This is a genomic window from Filimonas lacunae, assembly GCF_002355595.1.
Lineage (GTDB): Bacteria > Bacteroidota > Bacteroidia > Chitinophagales > Chitinophagaceae > Filimonas > Filimonas lacunae.
On sequence record NZ_AP017422.1, the window covers coordinates 1,795,161 to 1,813,985 of the forward strand.

Here is an 18,825-nt window from a genome sequence, read left to right on the forward strand (position 1 = left end):
TCGCTTGTGAGCGTGCTGTTATCTTATTATTAACTTAATGTTACCATTAAACGATTCCGCAATTGCTTGTTAGGGTGCTTCACCCGTTTTGAAACAGAGGTCTGTCTTTAGGTAGTAATCATCAATTACCTAAAACAAACCGACTATGATTTCTTGTAGCAGGAAGATAGCAGTCTGTCTTACTTATTGTTTGCTGACTGTAGCGCTTCTCACTTCTGTTGCATCTTACGCCCAGCAGCCCGATAAAACGGCCTGGGTAACTGTACCCAAAAACGAAATAACGCTGGAAGAGCTTTTTAAGCTGATAAAAGCTTCTGCCGGCACCAATATCTTTTACAGTAAAGATGTGTTGAACGACAAAGAGAAAATAACCCTGAAAGGTGGCCGCATGTCGTTGAACGAAATACTGGAAACGATTGTGAAAGAAAAAAAAGTAGCCTATGCCTATAAAAATGGTTTTATCATTTTTCAAAGAAAGGAAGGCGGCAAAGCCCCTGATACTAAAAACACGCCGGCAGCCAAAGGCAGCATTACGGTAACGGGGCTGGTGCGTGATGCTAAAGGGGAATTACTGCCGGGAGTTGCTGTTCATGCGGGCAATAGTGGTAAACAGGCTATTACCAATGCAGCAGGGGAATTCACCATCAGCAATATCAATGAAAATAATATTTTGAAGGTGAGCGCCCTGGGGTACGAAACGGCTTTTATAATGCCTAACGCCAACGGTAAAATGAACATTACCCTTAAGCATACAGCCAGGGTGCTGGATGAAGTGGTAGTAACGGCTTTAGGTATTAAAAGAGAAGAAAAGAGTTTAGGCTATAGTACGCAAAAACTGGATGGTTCGGCCGGATCTGATGCGCCTACCAATGGTGTTATCAACGCTTTATCAGGCAAGGTAGCAGGTTTAAACCTAACCAAGTCGGGCGGTCCTATGGGATCGAGCCGTGTTATCCTGCGGGGCGAAAGCATCCTGGATGTGCAGTCTGATGGGGCTTTAATAGTAGTGGATGGAGTGCCTATCAGCACCCGTTTCAGTGGCACAGGTAGCAGCAGCTACCAGGATACCGACAGTCCTATCGATTTTGGAAGTGCTTTAACGGATATCAACCCCGATGATATAGAATCGTTCAACGTGCTGAAAGGACCGGCGGCAGCGGCTTTATATGGTTCGCGTGCCTCGCAGGGTGCTATTATCATTACCACCAAATCGGGCAGTAAAAACAAAAAAGGACTGGGTGTTAGCTTCAGTTCTAATATTGCTGTTGATCAGATTAACCGCTGGCCCGATTTTCAGTATGAATATGGTCAGGGCTTGTCTAACGCTTCTTACTATTCTTATGGCACTTCTACTGATGGTGCCAGTACTTCCAATACCAGCAGCGCATGGGGACCAAAATTTCAGGGGCAGAGCTATTACCAGTATAACTCACCTATCGATCCTGTAACAGGTGCCAGGGCTGAGCGCGTGCCCTGGAAGCCTTATTTAAATAACCGGAAAGATTTCTTTCAAAATGGGGTAACGTTTACCAACTCTGCTTCTGTCAGTGGTGGTAATGATAATGGAAACATGCGTCTGAGTTTAACCAGTATGCGCAACGACTGGATTTTACCCGGTACAGGCTATAACCGTTATACAGTAGCTTTTTCGGGTAGCACTAAGCTGAGCAATACCTTTAACCTCAGCGCAAAAATGAACTACACGAATAAGCGTGCTGATAACCTGCCTAACGTAGGTTATAACAACCAGTCAATCTCTTACTTTACGTTATTCCAGTCGCCTAATATTGATCTTGGCTGGTATTACCCCTACTGGCAGCCGGGACAGGAACAGGTGGCACAAGTACATCCTTTCAGTACACTCATTGATAACCCTTATGTAATTGCCCGTGAAATGATCAATGCTTCTACCAGGCACAATGTAACCGGTAACGTAACGCTGGATGCAAAGATCACCAGCAAATTAAGCCTGATGATGCGCTCTTCACTGGATATGGGGTATGAGTTCCGTAACCAGCGCCGTCCTAAAAACACACAGAAGTTTCAGAATGGTATGTACCGTCAGCAAACCGTGTTTAATGCCGAGAACAACAACGATTTCCTGTTGAAATATGTAACCAAAGCAGCGCACGACCTGAATGTCACTGCCAGTGTGGGTGGTAACCTGCGTAATGAAAGAAGGTACTTTACCAACCAGATGGCCGATAACCTGGCAGCGCCGGGTGTCTATAACCTGGCCAACTCCAGTGGTGCTTATAAAGTGCAGTCGGAAAGAAATACCAAATTCGTAAATAGTACTTACGGCTTTGTAAACCTGGCCTGGCGCAATGCTTTGTTTATGGATATCACTGCGCGTAACGACTGGAGCAGCAGCTTGCCGGTTAAAAACCGCAGCTATTTTTACCCGTCGGTGTCTACTGCAGCCAGTTTAAACGAGTTGTTTAACATGCCTAAGTTTATAAACCTGGTTAAAGTAAGAGCATCGTTTGCCAGCACGGGTTATGATGCGCCACTGGGCACTTATGCCCTGGAAAGCACTTTTGAGTCGGGCGCTATATCTGGTACGGCTACCAACCCGGTGCTGATACCTAACCCCGATTTAAAACCGCAACGTAACATCGCTTACGAAATTGGCACACAGTGGGCTTTGTTCAATAACCGTATCAACATTGATGTTACTTATTACCATCAGGTTACTAAAGACCAGATCATCAAAGCGCCTACCGATGCATCTGTGGGGTATGCCAAGGTGTTAATGAACATTGGACAGGTGAATAACCAGGGTGTGGAAGTGATGCTGAAAGGTTCTCCGGTAGTAGTTAAAAACTTTAACTGGCAGGTTACCGCCAACTGGGCATTGAACCGCAATAAAGTGTTGAAATTAACAGATGCCGTAGGTGGTAGTATGGTGTTGAATGAAGGTGCACGTGGTACGCTGGAAGCGCATGAGGGTCGTCCTTTAGGCGATTTGTATGGTATTGGTGTACAGCGTAGTCCTGATGGCCAGGTGATTTTTGAAGATGGTTTAGCGAAGCAAACTACCGATACCAAATTGCTGGGTAATACAGCGCCTGACTGGCGTGGTGGTTTAGCCAACATGTTCACCTATAAAAATATTTCATTAAACGTACTGTTCGATTGCCGTGTAGGAGGTGTGATGTATTCACTGAGCCATGCAGTAGCTATGGAGCAGGGTAAGTTGAAAGAATCATTGCCGGGCCGCGATGCACCTATTGTGGGCAAAGGCGTGATGCTGGTAGATGGTAAATATGTAACCAACACAGTGGCAGCAGCCGATGTGTCTAAATACTACGATGCCTTGTATAACAGGGATGTGGTAGAAAACAATCTCTACAGCGCCGGGTTTGTAAAACTACGCGAAGCTACCCTGCAGTATACCTTACCTAAAAAATGGTTTGCAGGTAAAGGCCTGAAGTTTATACAGGGCGGTTCTATTGGAGTATATGGCAGAGATCTGTTTGTATGGACCAAATTCCCTTTATATGATCCTGAAACAGCTACGTTGGATAACAACACTATTATACCAGGTTTTGAAACAGGGCAGTTCCCTTCTACCAGAACTATGGGCATGAATGTGAAACTTAACTTCTAAAAAGCATTTACGGCAATGAAAAAATATATCCTTTTATTACTGGTTCCCGTAGCGCTTTCTTTGGGCGCGTGCACCAAAAACTTTGACACCGTTTATTCCGATCCGGAAGCACTGAAAAATACAGCGGCGGGTTATTTCTTAAACGAAATATTGTATGATGGCGCTAATGCGGGTATGCGCCAGGCATTGTTTACCAACAATGAGCTTACGCAGGTTACGGTATACTCCTCCGATACCCGCGAAACACAGCGTTATTTAATCCGTACTACGGAGTACGATTATAGCTGGGAAAATTACTACGCTATTTTAAAAAACGTAAAAGACATGCGCCTGGCTGCCCAGCGCGATAAATATGTAAACTGCGAAGCCATCTCTTTAGTGTTGTGGGCGTGGCTGTTTGAAAACCTGGTGGATACTTATGGGGATATTCCTTATTACCAGGCTTTGAAAGGTTATCCGGAATACCAGCTGCGTAATAAATTTGACAGGCAGGATGAAATTTACCAGGACCTGGTAAACAAGCTGGATACGGCGAATAACATGTTTAATACCGCCGCTAAAATGGAGATAGGAAGTGATTTTATGTACAATGCGCAGGACAGCACCACAGGAACTACCACCTGGAAAAAGCTGGGCAATTCACTGCGTTTGCGTTTGCTGATGCGTATTTCGGCTAAGTCGGCCGAAGCGCGTGCTCAAATTAATCTGATCCTTTCCAATCCTGGTAAATATCCTGTGTTTACTGCTGCTACTGAAAGCGCGGCAGTTCGTTACACCAACACGGGCACCTTCCTTAACCCATACTTTAACGCCCGTAATGTAGACTGGAATGGCAACAGGGCTATGGGTAAGTTTTTTATAGATACACTAAATGCCTGGAACGATACACGTTTAGCTAAATGGTGTGCGCCTACCAGCGGGCAGTATGTTGGCATGCCCAGTGGCTTTACCCGTGCCGAAACAGATTCCATTACAGACATACCTACCTCTGTGTTATTGCTGGATTTAAAGAGTTCTTCTTTAACCGGACAAATTATGCAATATGCCGAAGTGGAGTTTATACGCGCCGAAGCAATATTAAGAGGGTACACCAGCGGTGATGCTAAAACCGCTTACGAAAACGGTATTAAGGGGTCATTCTCTTACTGGGGTCTTTCTACGCCTTCCGATTATTTAAGCAGGGCAGGGGTAGCTTATAATGGCACTATTCCGCAAGTAATGCTGCAAAAATATTATGCACTGTTCTTTAACGATATGCAGCAATGGGCCGAAATAAGAAGAACCGGTTATCCTGTTTTACCACGGGGTAATGCAACTAAAGATAAAGAGTATCCACGCCGTATTCCTTATCCGCTGCTGGTGCAAAGCACTAATGCCGAAAACTACCAGCAGGCAGTTATCAATATGGGCGGCGATGCACTCACTACTAAACTCTGGTGGCAGCCATAATATCAATTCAACTTAACAAGCAAATCCTTTATGAAAAAGTATTTTCTGCTATATACCTTCCTGCTGGCATTGTTTTCTATACAGGCATGTAAAAAAGATTCGGATACACCGGTGAAAGTGGTGGCCGATCCCTCTAACCTGGGGGTGCCCGGCAGCACTATTTCCATTGATACCCTGCGTAAGGCGTATGGAGATACTGCAGTGGTGATGAAGCATTATAAAATTACGGGTACGGTTATTTCCAATCCCACCTCGGGTAACTTTGTACCAGGCTATGTGGTAATACAGGACGGGAAAAAAGGCATCACCCTGTCGTTAACGCAGAGCCAGGCTTTGCAATACGCTACCGGCGATTCTCTGTTGATCAGTATTACGGGGGATACGCTTACCAACCAGTTAGGAACCCTGGTATTAACCGGCATTCATCCGGATAGCATTCAAACCGTAGGCACCGGCAAAACGGTAAAGCCGGTGATTGTAACACTGGTACAGCTGTCGGCTGCTTTTGAAAGTTATGAAGCTACCCTGGTAAGGGTGGTGAACGCTTCTTTAAACCCGGTTCCCGGGCCTACTGATAAGTATGTGGGTGATAAGTTTCTTTCCGATGTTTCGGCTGTTTCTACCGTGATGTTGCATACAGAACCTGCTACCTCCTGGGCCAACGACAGTGTACCAGCTATGGGTACGTTTATTGCTATCCCTTCCTTTTATAACAGCGATGGAGAGAATACCAATGTATGGGCCAGCAAACGTTTGCTGATAAGAACCCTGGAAGATGTAAAAGCAGTGAGTGTTATTGCCGGATGGCAGCTGACCACTCCTGCGGCTTTAGGCAACGAGTTATCTTTTACAGCTACTACGGTAAGTCCGTCACTGGTAGCGCCTGCCTTAACAAGGGGCAGTGGTTTAAATAGTTCTGCATTGGCCAGGGGTTTTTCGTCCAACGCCGCTTATATCATTAAAACCCGCGACGATGCCAATACCTATAATTCTTACCTGCAGTTTAGGGTAAAGGCCAGCACGGATGAAAATATTTCCCTGAATTCTATCACAGCCCGCATGCGTCGTAGTGCAGCTGGTGCCAATGTGTACCGCTGGACGTATAGCCTGGACAGCACTAATTTTACTGATATAGGCAGCAGTGATATTATGTTTACCAGCACGGTAGATGGGGTAGACCAGGCGCCGGTTGATTTGTCAGAAACGCCAGGTTTGCAAAATGTTCCTCCGGGCACTACTATTACGTTGCGCCTGTATATATGGGGCTTTAGTAATGTAGGTTCCGGCACTTTTGCTATAGGCAGGTATGCTTCGGGTGTTAACACCAACAGCTTATCGCTTACCGGCATTATTCAATAAATAGCTTTCCATCCCCCAATTAAAAAGCAGGTGTTTATAGCACCTGCTTTTTTAGTTAATAGTTGGTAGTTTATGGTAAGATAGTCGGTTTGGGGTAGAAGTCCTTTGTTGCGAATAGTGAGGTGAAAATGCTGAATGTACTTAATAAGCTTTTTCCAGTGCGTTGCGTAAAAAGCGCAGGCCCATTTTAAGGTGGGTTTTTAATGAGTTTACGGAGATGCCCATTTCGCCGGCAGCATCTTTATAGCTTCTTTCTTCCATGTACACCAGTTTAAAGGCTGCCTGGCGTTGTGGTGGCAGTTCTTTTAACGCGTTGTGCATATGATCGGGTAAGCCGGCATCGCCGGTGCTGTCAACAACGCCCTCTACAGGCAGGTTTTCTGCGTAGTTGTTCTTTTGCCTTTCATATACCTTCCTTTTTTCCAGGAAGTTAAGGCACTTATTGCGCACAGCAGTGTGCAGGTAGGCTTTTACCGAAATGTCAATGTTCTTATACAGCTCTTTAGTCCAGATATCCTCAAAAAGCTGTTGTACAATATCCTCAGCGTCCTGTTCATCATCCAGTAATAAAAAAGCCGCTGTTTTCAATGTGCTATAATAACAGGTGAACACCTGCTCAAACGCCTGAACATTTCCCCTCTTAAAGTCCTCCAGCAAGTGCGTGTCATTTATAGCCTGCATCATGCAACCAATATTGGATTGTGTTTACGAAAAGCAAATTTTCAAAATAATATCAAAGAACTAATGTTATGTAATAGTTATCAGTTTGCGCCGCAAACATAACTGACACATATTTTGAAAAATATTTATCATCCGTTCACCTGTTTTTAGATGTATACTTGTCTTATTAAAAAACGGAAGTGGATGGAAGACAGTAAGGCGTATATCAGCAGGTTGCTAACTGAAAAATTAACCGGGATTATTGATGCTGATGACGCAGCCATTATAGACAAGCTTATTGAAACGGAACCAGATGTTCGTGCGCAGTGGGAGCAGATGCAGGCAAAAATTTCAGCTGCCGTGGAAGCCAAACATTTTAACCTGGATAATGCTGCCGAAGCCTGGCTGCGATTACAGCCGGTAACCGTTCGCAAAAAGCGGTATTACCGCATTATAGCTATGGCAGCAGCTGCCTGCCTGGCTGGATTGGCGGTGCTGGGATATGTATTTTCTCATCCTGCCGAAAAAACTTCCCGGAACGACTTTTTTGCCCGTGCCAAACAATGGCCCGACGATAGCATTGTAATGCAAACTGAACAGGGAGATATTGTTAACCTTACTACCGCTCAAAACCAGGAAGTGATGGTGGGAGAAGCCAGGTTATCGCTTACCGACAGCAGCATGCTGGTGCATAGCACCAAGGCTGACGTATCAGGATGGCAAACATTGCTGGTGCCGGATATGCTTACCTATAAAGTAACGCTGGTAGACGGTTCGGTGATAAAACTGAATTCGGGCACCCGCATTCAATTTCCGTTGGAATTTGCCGTTGGCAAGCGCGAAGTATATATCGAAGGAGAAGCTTTTTTTGATATAGCCCATGATGCGCAATCTCCTTTTATTGTGCACACTGCAAAATCAGATATACAGGTGCTGGGTACCAGCTTTAACATAAACACGTATGAGCCGGGGCAAGCCAGAACATCATTGGTAAGTGGTTCGGTACGTGCCACCAGCGCTAAAGGAAACACGGTGTTGCAACCAGGTCAGGAAGTGGTGTTTACTGATAGCAGCTTCACCACATATAGTTTTGATGTAGCAGCAACTTTGTCATGGTTGGAGGGCGCTTATTATTTTCATGAGGTGCCTTTGCAAAACTTATCGGGTATACTGTCGAGGTGGTTTAAAACACGCGTGCAGTTTGATAAGCCAGAATTGGAAAATAAAATGTTCAGCGGCGCGCTGTTAAAAAATCAGCCTTTACAGGTGTTCCTCGAAAACCTGGAGCTTAGTGATAATATTCATTCTACTTTAAAAGACGGCGTAGTTCACTTTCAATAATCCACCCGCTATTTAATTCACTCAAATATGAAAAAGTTATTGGTAGCAGCAGCCTTATGGCTGGCTGTAGCAAATGGTTTTGCCCAAAACCTGCATATTGCTTCTTATAATCTCCGTTATGATAATGCAGGCGATGCCAAAGAAAATCCCTGGACCAAACGTTACCCGCATATTGCTGCGCTGGTAACACAAGCCAACCTGGATGTGTTTGGTACGCAGGAAGGATTGTTTCACCAGTTGTCCGATCTGTTGCGCGTGCTGCCCGATTATGAGTACAGTGGTCTGGGGCGTAATGGCGGCAGGGAGGGAGAACATTCTGCCATCTGGTATAAGCGGGATAAATTCACCTTACTGCAATCGGGCAATTTCTGGTTATCAGCCACGCCCGAAGTGGTAAGCAAGGGCTGGGATGCCAAGCTGGAGCGTGTTTGCAGCTGGGCCGAGCTGGCTGATAAACAAACGGGTTTTACCTTTTACTTCTTTAACACACATTTTGACCATAAAGGGGCAGAGGCGCGTAAAAAAAGCATCGACCTGGTTTTTCTGCAAATAGCCAGGATAGCAGGGAATTCACCGGTGATTCTTTCCGGCGATTTAAACATGCATCCGAAAGATGTAGCTTATACCGGTTTTGCCCAGTATACCGGTTTTAAAAATGCGCATGACATTGCTGCCGACCTACAGGATGGGAACACAGGTACTTTTAATGGTTTTGATACTGCACGCCATAGAACAGACCGCATTGATCACATTTTTGTTTCCGATGCCTTTGCTGTAGAAAGCTATCGTTTAGGAAAAGACAGGTACGACGGCAGTAAGTTTCCGTCTGATCATTTTCCGGTGCTGGTAAATCTGCAACTGAAAAAGGTAGATGAGAATGCGAAGCTGTATCCTTCTTTCCCGGAAGATTTTGACAGTGCACCTGAAAAACTAAAATACGACCGTGCCGGCATTACCATGAAAACAGGCGATTGGATATTGGACAACTGTGTAATACAAAACACGGCTAATGATGTACCCAGCAGTGGTGCTTGTGCCGCCCGTTTTTTAGGTAATAACACCTCCTCAGCCTACCTGCAAATGGATTTTGATTTAGCAGAGGGAGCCTCCAAAGTTACTATCGCGTATAGCTCTTATGCGGCCAAGGCCGATCCTGCCTGTGTTTGGGCGCTGGAATATTCCACCGACAAAGGCAAAAGCTGGCAGCAAACCGGTAATGCTATTGTAGCAGAAAACAAGCGCAGCAAGGAAGTGGCCATGTTTCCCGTAAGCATACAGGGGCCGGTAAGATTTCGCATTAACAAACTGGGCCTGGGATCGGACAAGGTGGATGCCAACATTAAGAACGGCCGTTTAAGTGTAGATGATTTTGCCGTGTTTAAATATTAATAGTAAACAGCATCGATGATAATTCAATAAACCATAGAGTATGAAAATTATAAACAGTATCATTATTCTGCTGTTGGCCATTGCGAATGGTCATGCACAAAATATCAACTGGGACAGTACTTACAGGCCACCCAGTTACGATCTTCGCCTGGCACAGTTCAGAATGTTTCCCAACTCTAAAAATGATATTATCTTTTTAGGCAACAGTATCACCGCGGGTGTAGAGTGGCAGGAACTGCTGGGAAACCCTAATGTACGCAACAGGGGCATTTCGGGAGATATTACGTTTGGAGTATTAAACAGGCTGGATGAGGTAACAGAAGGGCAGCCTGCTAAAGTGTTTATATTGATTGGGATTAACGATGTGGCCAGGGGCATACCTGATTCTGTAACCTCAGCCAATCATAAAAGAATGGTGCAGTATATTAAGGCACATTCTCCCGCTACTAAAATATACCTGCAAACATTACTGCCCGTGAACAAAGATTTTGCAAAACACGCGGCGCATTACAATAAGGATGAAAAGATATTGCGCATCAACGAAAACCTGCGCAAACTGGCTAAAGAAGAGCAAGTAGAGTTGATTGATCTGTATCCGAAATTTTTAAACAACAGCGATAAGCTGGTAGATAAATATACTTATGACGGACTGCATTTAACTGCCGAAGGCTACAAGCGTTGGGCAGCGGTGTTGAAGGAGTATAACGCTTTATAAATACCGGGGATTTTATTGCACAAAGGCGCTGGAAACAGCGCCTTTGTGCTTTTTTATTTTGCGGAGTGCAGGCAGTCATGCATTTGTTGCCAGAAGAGAATATATAGAGGGCTGCATTTTAAAAAGTATCTTTCCCTGTACCAGGTGAAATTGTTTGAAAATGAATGATTTACAGACGAGCATGGGCTTTATGGAAACGGCTTGTTTTTTGCAGACTTAGCTAAACCTGTCAGCGCTATTATGGGAAGAACACTTCACTTTTTTGAGTATACAGAAATGCTGGCAAAAGATTATGCCGGCTTACAGCCCCAGCGATTAATGGCGTTGTCTTACGCTATTATAGAAAACTTGTATACTCCAATGGCCGAAGTGGTGCACACGCATAAAATATATAAGATTTTTGGGGAGGAGGTAGATGGCATAATGGTTTTACTGAATGCAGCTGCGGCAGATCTTTATAATAGACCCTATGGCCAGGTAGATCATTATCAGCTTACCATAGACCAGATGCACACCAGGGTTTCCCGGAAAATTAAAAACACCGATGATTACAGGCAACGGCTTGCACAGCTGGCGGGCGCCCTGCTTACCGGTATTTATTATTTGAAAACAGAAGATCCGATATACGTACTCAGTCTGCTAAAAAGCGGTGCTGCTTTAAGTGAAACCATGCAGCAGGAATATGCTTATGAGTTACAGTTACTGGCCAAACTTCAACAGGTACTGAAATATTAACGCTTTATCTATTACTATGAAAAAACAAATTACCGAAGAACAGCTGGATGCTATGATCAGTGAAAGAGTAGTGGCTTTTGCTGAAAAGGGTAACCCTCGCCTGTGGCACCAGATGGCTATGGAATGGAACTGGGATAGTGATAGTCCTTTCCTGCACTGGCTTATTGATAACCCTGCTACAGACAAAGGAACCGTGTTAATGATATACTGGCGGTTTGGGCCACGTTACTGGTGTCAGTATACAAACAAAGAAGATGCTTTGGGCCACACTTCGCTGGTAAAGGGATATGAAACGGTAAACTATATAGAAGCGAAGTATCTGAGCGGTTTTTATCCCAATGCCTGCTTTGCTTTCGATCCGAATGTAGAAGATGAAAGCGGGACCATATGGGCGAAGGAATACCTGGATATACCGGCCGTGCGCGAACTGCCTGCCGAAATGTACCGAAAAATAGAAGGGGAGCAGGTAGAAGAACCGATGGGTTTTGAAGAAGGTATGCCCCCCGAATTAACTGCCCAGTTGGACGAATTGTTGGAGTTGTATGATACTGACGGAGATGACGAAGAAGCGGATGATTAAAAAATATTCGTTAGTTTACGGTTACGTTAAATGAATGGCAATGAAAAAACAACCCGGTATAGATAATTTTGCGGCTATTGTTTACGAAAAGCTGCTGGCCTGGACGCAGGCAAAGGGAATTACCATGGACAGCATATTTACAGGCAACCTTAGCAAATATCAGCAACTAAAAAACAGGGTAGCCATTGTAAGGCAGGTGCTGGAAGAGGGTATGACCAACCGTTTAACAAAAGAAATTCAGAAGCTGCATTACTACGATGAAGTAAATGAGATTATATTAAAACTGGCGGATGCAGAATCAAAATTTCGCCCCTTGTTTGTGGGCAAAGAGCAGGGAAGCGAGCGTATATCCCAGTTGTATAAGCAATATGCGGGATAATATTTGCCATAACACCGGTTCATGTGCTGCCTGATGGTAGCTATAGTGCAAACGATAAAGTAATAACATACCCAGGCTGAGAGGTCTGGGTATGTTTGTTTATGGGCAGGCCGGGGAAAGCGGATGTCAGAATTTGCCTGCTATAACCGAATGGCAACCAGCAGATGCTGGTCAGTGATTCGCTTGTGCCACAAACTGGCGGTTCTACTCTATTTTTGCAAAAATCATTAGCTCATAATCAGGTAAGATATGATCAGTTTTAAAAACGACTATAGCGAAGGGGCGCATCCGGCTATTTTGCAGGCGCTGGTTGATACGAATAACAAGCAACAGGCTGGTTATGGAGAAGATGAATATTCTTTGCAGGCAGCACAACTTATTCAGCAGAAAATGAATAACCCCAGGGCTGCGGTTCACCTGGTATCGGGTGGTACACAAGCTAACCTGGTGTTCATTTCGTCCGTTTTACGGCCTTATGAATCTGTTATAGCGGCAACCTCAGGGCACATTAATGTGCATGAAACAGGAGCTATTGAAGCCACAGGGCATAAAGTGGAAACAGTGGAGTGTATGGATGGGAAGGTGACACCTGCGGATGTGGCTTCTATTGTTGATGTGAATGACCCTATACACATGACTCTGCCGCGCATGGTATATATTTCTAACTCTACTGAGCTGGGTACACATTATCTTAAACAAGAGTTAGTGGCGCTTTGGAATTACTGTAAAAGCAAGAATCTGTATTTGTATATGGATGGCGCGCGTTTGGCTTCCGGATTACAGGCGGGTGATATCACTTTTGAAGATCTTGCCTTATATACAGACGCTTTTTATATTGGTGGTACCAAGAACGGAGCTTTGATTGGAGAAGCGATTGTGATTAATAATCCAGCCTTACAGGAGAATTTTGCTTTTCATTTAAAAATGCGAGGTGCGTTATTGGCAAAGGGCCGCTTGTTAGGAATACAGTTTATTGAACTTTTTAAAGAGGATAGGTACATGGCCATTGGGGCGCACATGAATAACATGGCTGCAATATTAACAGCAGGTATTCAACAGGCAGGCTTTTCTTTTTTCACTACCTCCACAACCAACCAGATTTTTCCCATACTACCTGATACAGTCATTGATACGTTGCGGGAAAAGTATGCATTCTATACCTGGAAGAAGCTGGGTAATGGCAGCTCTGCTGTTCGTTTGGTAACCAGCTGGGCCACTACAGAAGAAATGGTACAACTGTTTCTGAACGACTTGCCAGTAATGACACGTTCCTGATAAATGCCAACGCTGCGCTGTTGTATAATAGCGCAGCGTTAACGATTTTGGATGTTTTTCATGCAAATGGCAATTTGCTGCTTCATGGCTTTCAGCTCCTGTATTTTCTCATCAATCTGTAGCAGCTTTTTTTCTAACACATCTATCTGGGCTTTCTTGCTTATCTTTTTCAAGTACCATACATCAATCACCTCTTTAATTTCGTTCAACGTAAACCCTACAGCTTTAGCCATTTGTATAAACCGTAGTTTGTCTGTTACATCCTCGCCATAATACAAGTAATTATTGGTGGTGATCTCTGCCTTTTTCTCCCCGTTGATAAGACCGGATTTTTCATAAAAGCGTATAGTGCCTATCGGAATGCCTGTTTCTTTGGAAAGTTGATGAATAAGTTTCATTATAAAAATAAATATGTAAACTATGTAGTATACTGTATGGTTTTCGGAGCCAAAAGTATTATTTAAGTTTGGCCCCTCAAGCGAATATTTTATGAAAGCCAGTGACATATATTCAGATCAGGAATTGATAAAACAGCTTCCCGGGTTTAGTAACAATTATATAGAAACGAATGGAACCAGGTTGCATTACGTAGAAGGTGGGGAGGGCGCCCCTTTGGTATTAATTCCCGGATGGCCGGAAACCTGGTGGGCGTATCATAAAGTAATGCCTGTTCTGTCAGCAAAATATAGAGTAATAGTGGTGGATGTGAGGGGCATGGGAAGTTCTGAAAAGCCTTTGGATGGTTACGATAAGAAGAATATGGCAAAGGATATTTATGGATTGGTGCAACAATTGAACCTTGGTAAAATAGGCATTTGCGGGCATGATATCGGCGCTCATGTATCGTTTAGCTTTGCTGCTACTTATCCCCAGGCAACAGAGAAATTAATCATGCTGGATACACCGCATCCCGATGAAAGTATGTACCAGTTGCCCATGTTACCTATACCGGGTTTGGATTATACCTATCCCTGGTGGCTTGCTTTTAACCAGGTAAAAGCACTGCCGGAATCTCTTTTAGCCGGAAGGATGCACCTGGTGATGGATTGGATATTTAAAGCATTGCTAAAGAACCCGGATAGCATGAATGAGTTTGATAAAGCTGTTTATTGTCAGGCTTATGACAGCCCCGATGGGATAAGAGCTTCTAATGCCTGGTACCAGGCGTTTACACAGGATATACAGGATAGTAAAAGCTATGCAGCTATGAATATCCCCGTACTGGGAATAGCATGTAGTGGTAGCTATGGTATGTTACAAAGCGGGCTGGCTAAATGGGCCAAAGAGGTAAATATGAATAAAATAGAGGATAGCGGGCATTTTATGCTTGCCGAACAACCAGGGAAGGTGGCAGAATGGATGATGCAGTTTTTAGGATAAGATGATGGCAGCTGTGTGTAAGGGCAAATGATGGTGTTTGCTTTGATGGAAGGGTAATGTTTTCATAATAAACCGGCATCGACGGATCGCTCGATTCCTGATAGCTTTGCTTTCCATGAGTGAGAACCAATTTGACAGAAGGAGTTTTCTCAGAAAATCCCTGATTCCCGCAGGAACGCTTTGTCTTTCTTCCGTACTGCCTGCTCAGGTATTGGCACAATCCAAAGCAGCAGCTCCGCAAGCAACATCCTCACCACTGAGCCAACGGTTGCAATCCATCACCCGCGCCACCGCATGGCAGCCTGCTGGTCAGGTAAAAGTTCAGTTTAAAACCTTTCATCCGCAGGGCATGGTAAAGATTGGGGATGATTTCTGGGTGTCATCAGTGGAGGTGCAACGGCCTGCCGCCGGTGAAACTTTCGACTGGCGAAAGGGGAAAGGCCATCTCTTTCGTATGGATGCCAGTGGGCATCTGCTGGCTGATATTCCCATTGGAGAAGGTACTATGTATCATCCCAGCGGCATCGATTTTGACGGCAGCCATATCTGGATTGCCGCGGCAGAATATCGCCCCGACAGTCAGTCTATCATCTATCGCTTTGATGTGGCATCTATGCAATTGCAGGAGGTGTTCCGTTGGCAGGATCATATTGGTGGTATTCTGCGTAATCCGCATACGAATGCGCTGCACGCTATCAGTTGGGGATCGCGCCGCTTTTACCAATGGCAGCTGGATGCGAAGGGTATTCCGGAGCTTCCTGCCCCGCCGCATCGCAATGCAGCAATTGTCAACCCTTCTCATTATATCGATTACCAGGACAATCAATACCTGGGTGGGAATGAAATATTATTTACAGGATTAGCTGCATTTAAAAAACAGGATAGTACACCGGTTATCATTGGTGGATTTGACATTGTAAATGCTACTACACATCTACCTGTTCACCAGGTGCCGTTGAATATATGGTCACCTGCTACTGGTGCTGTCATCAGTCAAAATCCCAGTTTCTTTGAACTGGCGGAAGAGAAGGTGCGCGCTTATTTCATGCCCGATGATAACGATTCCACCATTTATATTTTTGAAGCGTGATGGGATAGTGGAAGTGATCAGTTACGTGGCGTTTTATAGATTGCGTAGTCCACTTCTTCTTTTTGAAACAGGGGGCTTTTATTCAATATGGCATCAATGGCTATAATGCAAGGCTGGTTTTGTTCTGCCATAATGAATGCGAAGCCCCAAATGTCTTTTGAATATAAAAAGGTACCCTTATCACAGGATATAGTGAGCAATATCTCATCATTCATCCACATATCGTCTACGTGTTCAATGTTAGGACGAATTTCCTGTAATGTGTCTAGCAGGTCTTTTTCAAACCCGGAGTCCGGGTTATTAATAAAAAACTCCAGCAGTAGTTTGTCCGAACCGTAGCCAGGTCTTAAATGGTATGTATAGAATGTGTTCAATATGAGCTTTTTAGCAGTGTTTGATAAAAATACAACTAATAGGGATATGTGGTTTGGGATTGCCGCATCAGCATGGTATGTAAAGTGCTGAGTTTTCTTTATATTAGTAGTCTATTAAACAAATGCAAATGCGTCATCTATTTTCTGCCAACACACCTCCTCCGGTAGCTTAAGGGCTAAATAACCGGATTGTATCAGTCACTTTTATTTCCTGCATGCCTGCGGGAGAAGGTTCCTTTTGTTTTTTTCAGTCTGTTCAAGGTTGTTTAGTCTCGTGTAATACGGTGGTTATCATTTTACTATTTTACAATCTTGAATAATGAACAAGTTTAGATATGCTTTTATGGTTTTGCTGGGCGGAGCCATGTATGGAACAATGTCCTCGTTTGTAAAACAATCCTATGCTAAAGGATACCATGCAGCTGAAATCGCGTTTTATCAGGCTTTTATAGCGGCACTGCTATTAGGAGGATATTCCCTCTTCACACTTTCCGGAACTGATTACAGGAAAATGACATCAAAGAGTGGCGGCTTTCTGCTATTAGCCGGCGGTTGTATTGGATTAACCAATTTCCTTTATTATCAGTCGGTCAGTTATATTTCAGCATCTTTAGCTATTGTAATCCTGATGCAGTTTACCTGGATAAGCATGCTGCTGGAGTGGTTGTTCTTTCGTAAAAAGCCGGGCGCTGTTGAATGTATTACAGTAGCGTTTATACTGGCTGGTACTGTGTTGGCAGGGGAGTTGACTCATGCAAATGTGTTTTCTGTTTCGTGGAAAGGGATTGTGCTGGCATTGGCAACCTCCTTTACGTATGCCTTGTATATCGTTGCCAATAGCAGGATGGGAAAAGAAGTGAAATGGCAAATGAAAAGCACGGTTATTATGCTAGGTTCATCGTCGCTGATTTTCCTTGTCAATCTCAGAACTATTGTTGCCGGTAATTACTTGAATCAGGAGTTTCTATTATGGGCTATCTTTCTGGCAGTCGCCGGCACTACTATTCCTACAGCGCTTTTCTCTGTGGGAATTCCTAAAATAGGTGCAGGTACAAGCGCTATACTGATGACGGTAGAGTTTCCTGTGGCGGTTTTATGCGCTTATGTTGTACTGGGCGAGGCTTTAAATATCGTGCAGATAATAGGAATTGCGATAATGCTTGTGGCAATAACAGCAATGAACTATGTTAAACTAAGGGTGACGAATAGGGTAATTCCTTTTAGTTGAAAACTTTTAGATATAGTAACCAAAAGTAAGTGGAGTAAATGCTCCACTTACTTTTTACAAACTATTCTGTAATAAGCGCGCCCACAAAGGTGCCTGTAACCTTTTTATTCTCCCTTACAGTAAGGTCATACACTATTTTATAATTCTCTCCCTCTTTGCTAATGGTTACGGTGCTGGGGGCAAGGGCATTTAAACCTATGGTATTTTCGGTAAACAGGTTGAATATGGCCGAGCTGCCAAAGAAATTACTGCTTTTATTAAAGCTGGCATCAGCGGTATCTTTAAACGTAAAGGTACCCGTTACAATGGTAGTGGGTGTATATTGAATATCCAGCATATGCGTGATGGCAGTAGAACCACCGGCCAGCTCACTCAAATTGCGGGAAGACAGACGGATAACACCATAGTCAATGTCTTTTGTTTCATCGTGTTGTATTACAAAATAGCCTTTGTCTATTGTGTAACTGGTAGAGTCGTAAGTGAATACGTTAGGCGTTACCGCTGGTGTAACGGCATCTTTCTTTTTGTTGGAACAGGAGGATAATGATAAAAGTGTTGCCACTGAAAGTAAAGCAGTTAGTGAAAGTGTCTTCATCCTTTATTAGTTTGGTTGATTGATAATGTGGCTAAGGTATAGGGATGTTTTTATGATTAATAAATAAATGGATGCTTTGTGTGGAAATTAGTAGTTTTTAGCTACGCCTTTGCCCCGGAATGGAAACAGAAAGGCTACTAACAACTGTTATTAGTGTAGGTGATAAATAAGTAGCAATGATGACTAATGTCATTTTTTACCTGTGCGGTACTGCTCATCTTTGTTGTGCCTGCTGTTGAAAGCATTTAAACACATGCTAAAACACAATTGAACAACATATGAATTTCCTTAAAAAACTTCTGGGCAAAGCTCCGGAAACAAACATCGTTCCTCTGATACAAGAGGGGGCTTTATTGGTAGATGTAAGAACTGCCGGAGAGTATAATGCCGGGCATGTAAAGGATTCTGTAAATATCCCTCTGGATCACCTGGAAACTGAGCTGTCTGCACTAACCCATCAAAAAAACATTATTGTTTTTTGCCAGAGTGGAGGCCGAAGCCGGATGGCCAAAAAGCTATTGGAACAGTATGGTTTTTCCAACGTAGTGGATGGCAAAACCTGGAAGCAGGTAGAAGCGGGTTTGGCACAGGGGTAAATAACGGGCGTCAGGAAAGGTTTTGTGCAACCTGTTGTAATCAGTTATAAGTATGATATGGGATAAC

18 protein-coding genes are annotated in these 18,825 nt (G+C 43.9%); 14 read left to right on the forward strand and 4 right to left on the reverse strand.

Translation table 11 applies throughout. The features are described from left to right. Positions 1 to 145 precede the first annotated feature (145 nt). Genes FLA_RS07140 through FLA_RS07150 form a run of 3 tightly spaced genes read left to right on the forward strand, consistent with a single transcriptional unit; the run spans position 146 to position 6,421 of the window. Positions 146 to 3,613: a SusC/RagA family TonB-linked outer membrane protein gene (locus FLA_RS07140; RefSeq protein ID WP_084206294.1), complete on the forward strand. Its 3,468-nt coding sequence runs from the start codon at positions 146 to 148 to the stop codon at positions 3,611 to 3,613. A 15-nt stretch (positions 3,614 to 3,628) separates the two neighbouring features. Then, on the forward strand, positions 3,629 to 5,062 hold the full coding sequence (locus FLA_RS07145) for a SusD/RagB family nutrient-binding outer membrane lipoprotein (RefSeq protein ID WP_076379947.1): 1,434 nt from the start codon (positions 3,629 to 3,631) through the stop codon (positions 5,060 to 5,062). 30 nt (positions 5,063 to 5,092) lie between these two features. After that, positions 5,093 to 6,421, forward strand: a complete 1,329-nt coding sequence (locus FLA_RS07150) for a DUF5689 domain-containing protein (protein WP_076379946.1) — start codon at positions 5,093 to 5,095, stop codon at positions 6,419 to 6,421. A gap of 141 nt (positions 6,422 to 6,562) precedes the next feature. On the opposite strand, the gene FLA_RS07155 is transcribed toward FLA_RS07150, so the two are convergent. Beyond that, the gene (locus FLA_RS07155) at positions 6,563 to 7,105 is read right to left on the reverse strand and encodes an RNA polymerase sigma factor (protein WP_076379945.1); all 543 of its coding nucleotides are present in this window, start codon (positions 7,103 to 7,105) and stop codon (positions 6,563 to 6,565) included. Positions 7,106 to 7,285: 180 nt separating this feature from the next. Here FLA_RS07155 and FLA_RS07160 point away from each other — a divergent pair, with 180 nt between their 5' ends. The 7 genes from FLA_RS07160 to FLA_RS07190 all read left to right on the forward strand — a co-directional run bounded on the left by FLA_RS07160 (position 7,286) and on the right by FLA_RS07190 (position 13,495). Further along, positions 7,286 to 8,422 (forward strand): FecR family protein, encoded by a 1,137-nt coding sequence (locus tag FLA_RS07160; protein WP_076379944.1) that lies wholly within the window; start codon positions 7,286 to 7,288, stop codon positions 8,420 to 8,422. Between the two features lie 27 nt (positions 8,423 to 8,449). Next, positions 8,450 to 9,811 carry an endonuclease/exonuclease/phosphatase family protein gene (locus FLA_RS07165; RefSeq protein ID WP_076379943.1) on the forward strand — a complete coding sequence of 454 codons (1,362 nt, stop codon included), beginning with the start codon at positions 8,450 to 8,452 and terminating at the stop codon, positions 9,809 to 9,811. A 40-nt stretch (positions 9,812 to 9,851) separates the two neighbouring features. Next, positions 9,852 to 10,526 (forward strand): GDSL-type esterase/lipase family protein, encoded by a 675-nt coding sequence (locus FLA_RS07170; protein WP_076379942.1) that lies wholly within the window; start codon positions 9,852 to 9,854, stop codon positions 10,524 to 10,526. Positions 10,527 to 10,766: 240 nt separating this feature from the next. Then, positions 10,767 to 11,261, forward strand: coding sequence for a hypothetical protein (locus FLA_RS07175; protein WP_096510818.1), 495 nt, complete (start codon positions 10,767 to 10,769; stop codon positions 11,259 to 11,261). A gap of 16 nt (positions 11,262 to 11,277) precedes the next feature. Then, the gene (locus FLA_RS07180) at positions 11,278 to 11,841 is read left to right on the forward strand and encodes a DUF4274 domain-containing protein (RefSeq protein WP_076379940.1); all 564 of its coding nucleotides are present in this window, start codon (positions 11,278 to 11,280) and stop codon (positions 11,839 to 11,841) included. Between the two features lie 40 nt (positions 11,842 to 11,881). Continuing rightward, positions 11,882 to 12,220, forward strand: a complete 339-nt coding sequence (locus tag FLA_RS07185) for a hypothetical protein (RefSeq protein ID WP_096510820.1) — start codon at positions 11,882 to 11,884, stop codon at positions 12,218 to 12,220. A 249-nt stretch (positions 12,221 to 12,469) separates the two neighbouring features. Then, positions 12,470 to 13,495, forward strand: a complete 1,026-nt coding sequence (locus tag FLA_RS07190; protein ID WP_076379938.1) for a threonine aldolase family protein — start codon at positions 12,470 to 12,472, stop codon at positions 13,493 to 13,495. 38 nt (positions 13,496 to 13,533) lie between these two features. On the opposite strand, the gene FLA_RS07195 is transcribed toward FLA_RS07190, so the two are convergent. After that, positions 13,534 to 13,893 carry a MerR family DNA-binding protein gene (locus FLA_RS07195; RefSeq protein WP_076380205.1) on the reverse strand — a complete coding sequence of 120 codons (360 nt, stop codon included), beginning with the start codon at positions 13,891 to 13,893 and terminating at the stop codon, positions 13,534 to 13,536. 91 nt (positions 13,894 to 13,984) lie between these two features. Between FLA_RS07195 and FLA_RS07200 the strand changes: the two genes are divergently transcribed. Further along, positions 13,985 to 14,875, forward strand: a complete 891-nt coding sequence (locus tag FLA_RS07200; protein WP_076379937.1) for an alpha/beta fold hydrolase — start codon at positions 13,985 to 13,987, stop codon at positions 14,873 to 14,875. Positions 14,876 to 14,990: 115 nt separating this feature from the next. Then, positions 14,991 to 15,965 (forward strand): DUF6454 family protein, encoded by a 975-nt coding sequence (locus FLA_RS07205; RefSeq protein WP_144264059.1) that lies wholly within the window; start codon positions 14,991 to 14,993, stop codon positions 15,963 to 15,965. A 17-nt stretch (positions 15,966 to 15,982) separates the two neighbouring features. Here the strand turns inward: FLA_RS07205 and FLA_RS07210 are convergent, their stop codons facing one another. After that, positions 15,983 to 16,339, reverse strand: coding sequence for a hypothetical protein (locus FLA_RS07210; protein ID WP_076379936.1), 357 nt, complete (start codon positions 16,337 to 16,339; stop codon positions 15,983 to 15,985). A 319-nt stretch (positions 16,340 to 16,658) separates the two neighbouring features. On the opposite strand from FLA_RS07210, the gene FLA_RS07215 reads away from it, so the two are divergent. Continuing rightward, the gene (locus FLA_RS07215; protein ID WP_076379935.1) at positions 16,659 to 17,567 is read left to right on the forward strand and encodes an EamA family transporter; all 909 of its coding nucleotides are present in this window, start codon (positions 16,659 to 16,661) and stop codon (positions 17,565 to 17,567) included. 61 nt (positions 17,568 to 17,628) lie between these two features. Here FLA_RS07215 and FLA_RS07220 read toward each other — a convergent pair whose 3' ends face one another. Next, the gene (locus tag FLA_RS07220; protein ID WP_144264058.1) at positions 17,629 to 18,162 is read right to left on the reverse strand and encodes a hypothetical protein; all 534 of its coding nucleotides are present in this window, start codon (positions 18,160 to 18,162) and stop codon (positions 17,629 to 17,631) included. A 278-nt stretch (positions 18,163 to 18,440) separates the two neighbouring features. Between FLA_RS07220 and FLA_RS07225 the strand changes: the two genes are divergently transcribed. Continuing rightward, positions 18,441 to 18,758 (forward strand): rhodanese-like domain-containing protein, encoded by a 318-nt coding sequence (locus tag FLA_RS07225; RefSeq protein ID WP_076379933.1) that lies wholly within the window; start codon positions 18,441 to 18,443, stop codon positions 18,756 to 18,758. Positions 18,759 to 18,825: the final 67 nt, after the last annotated feature.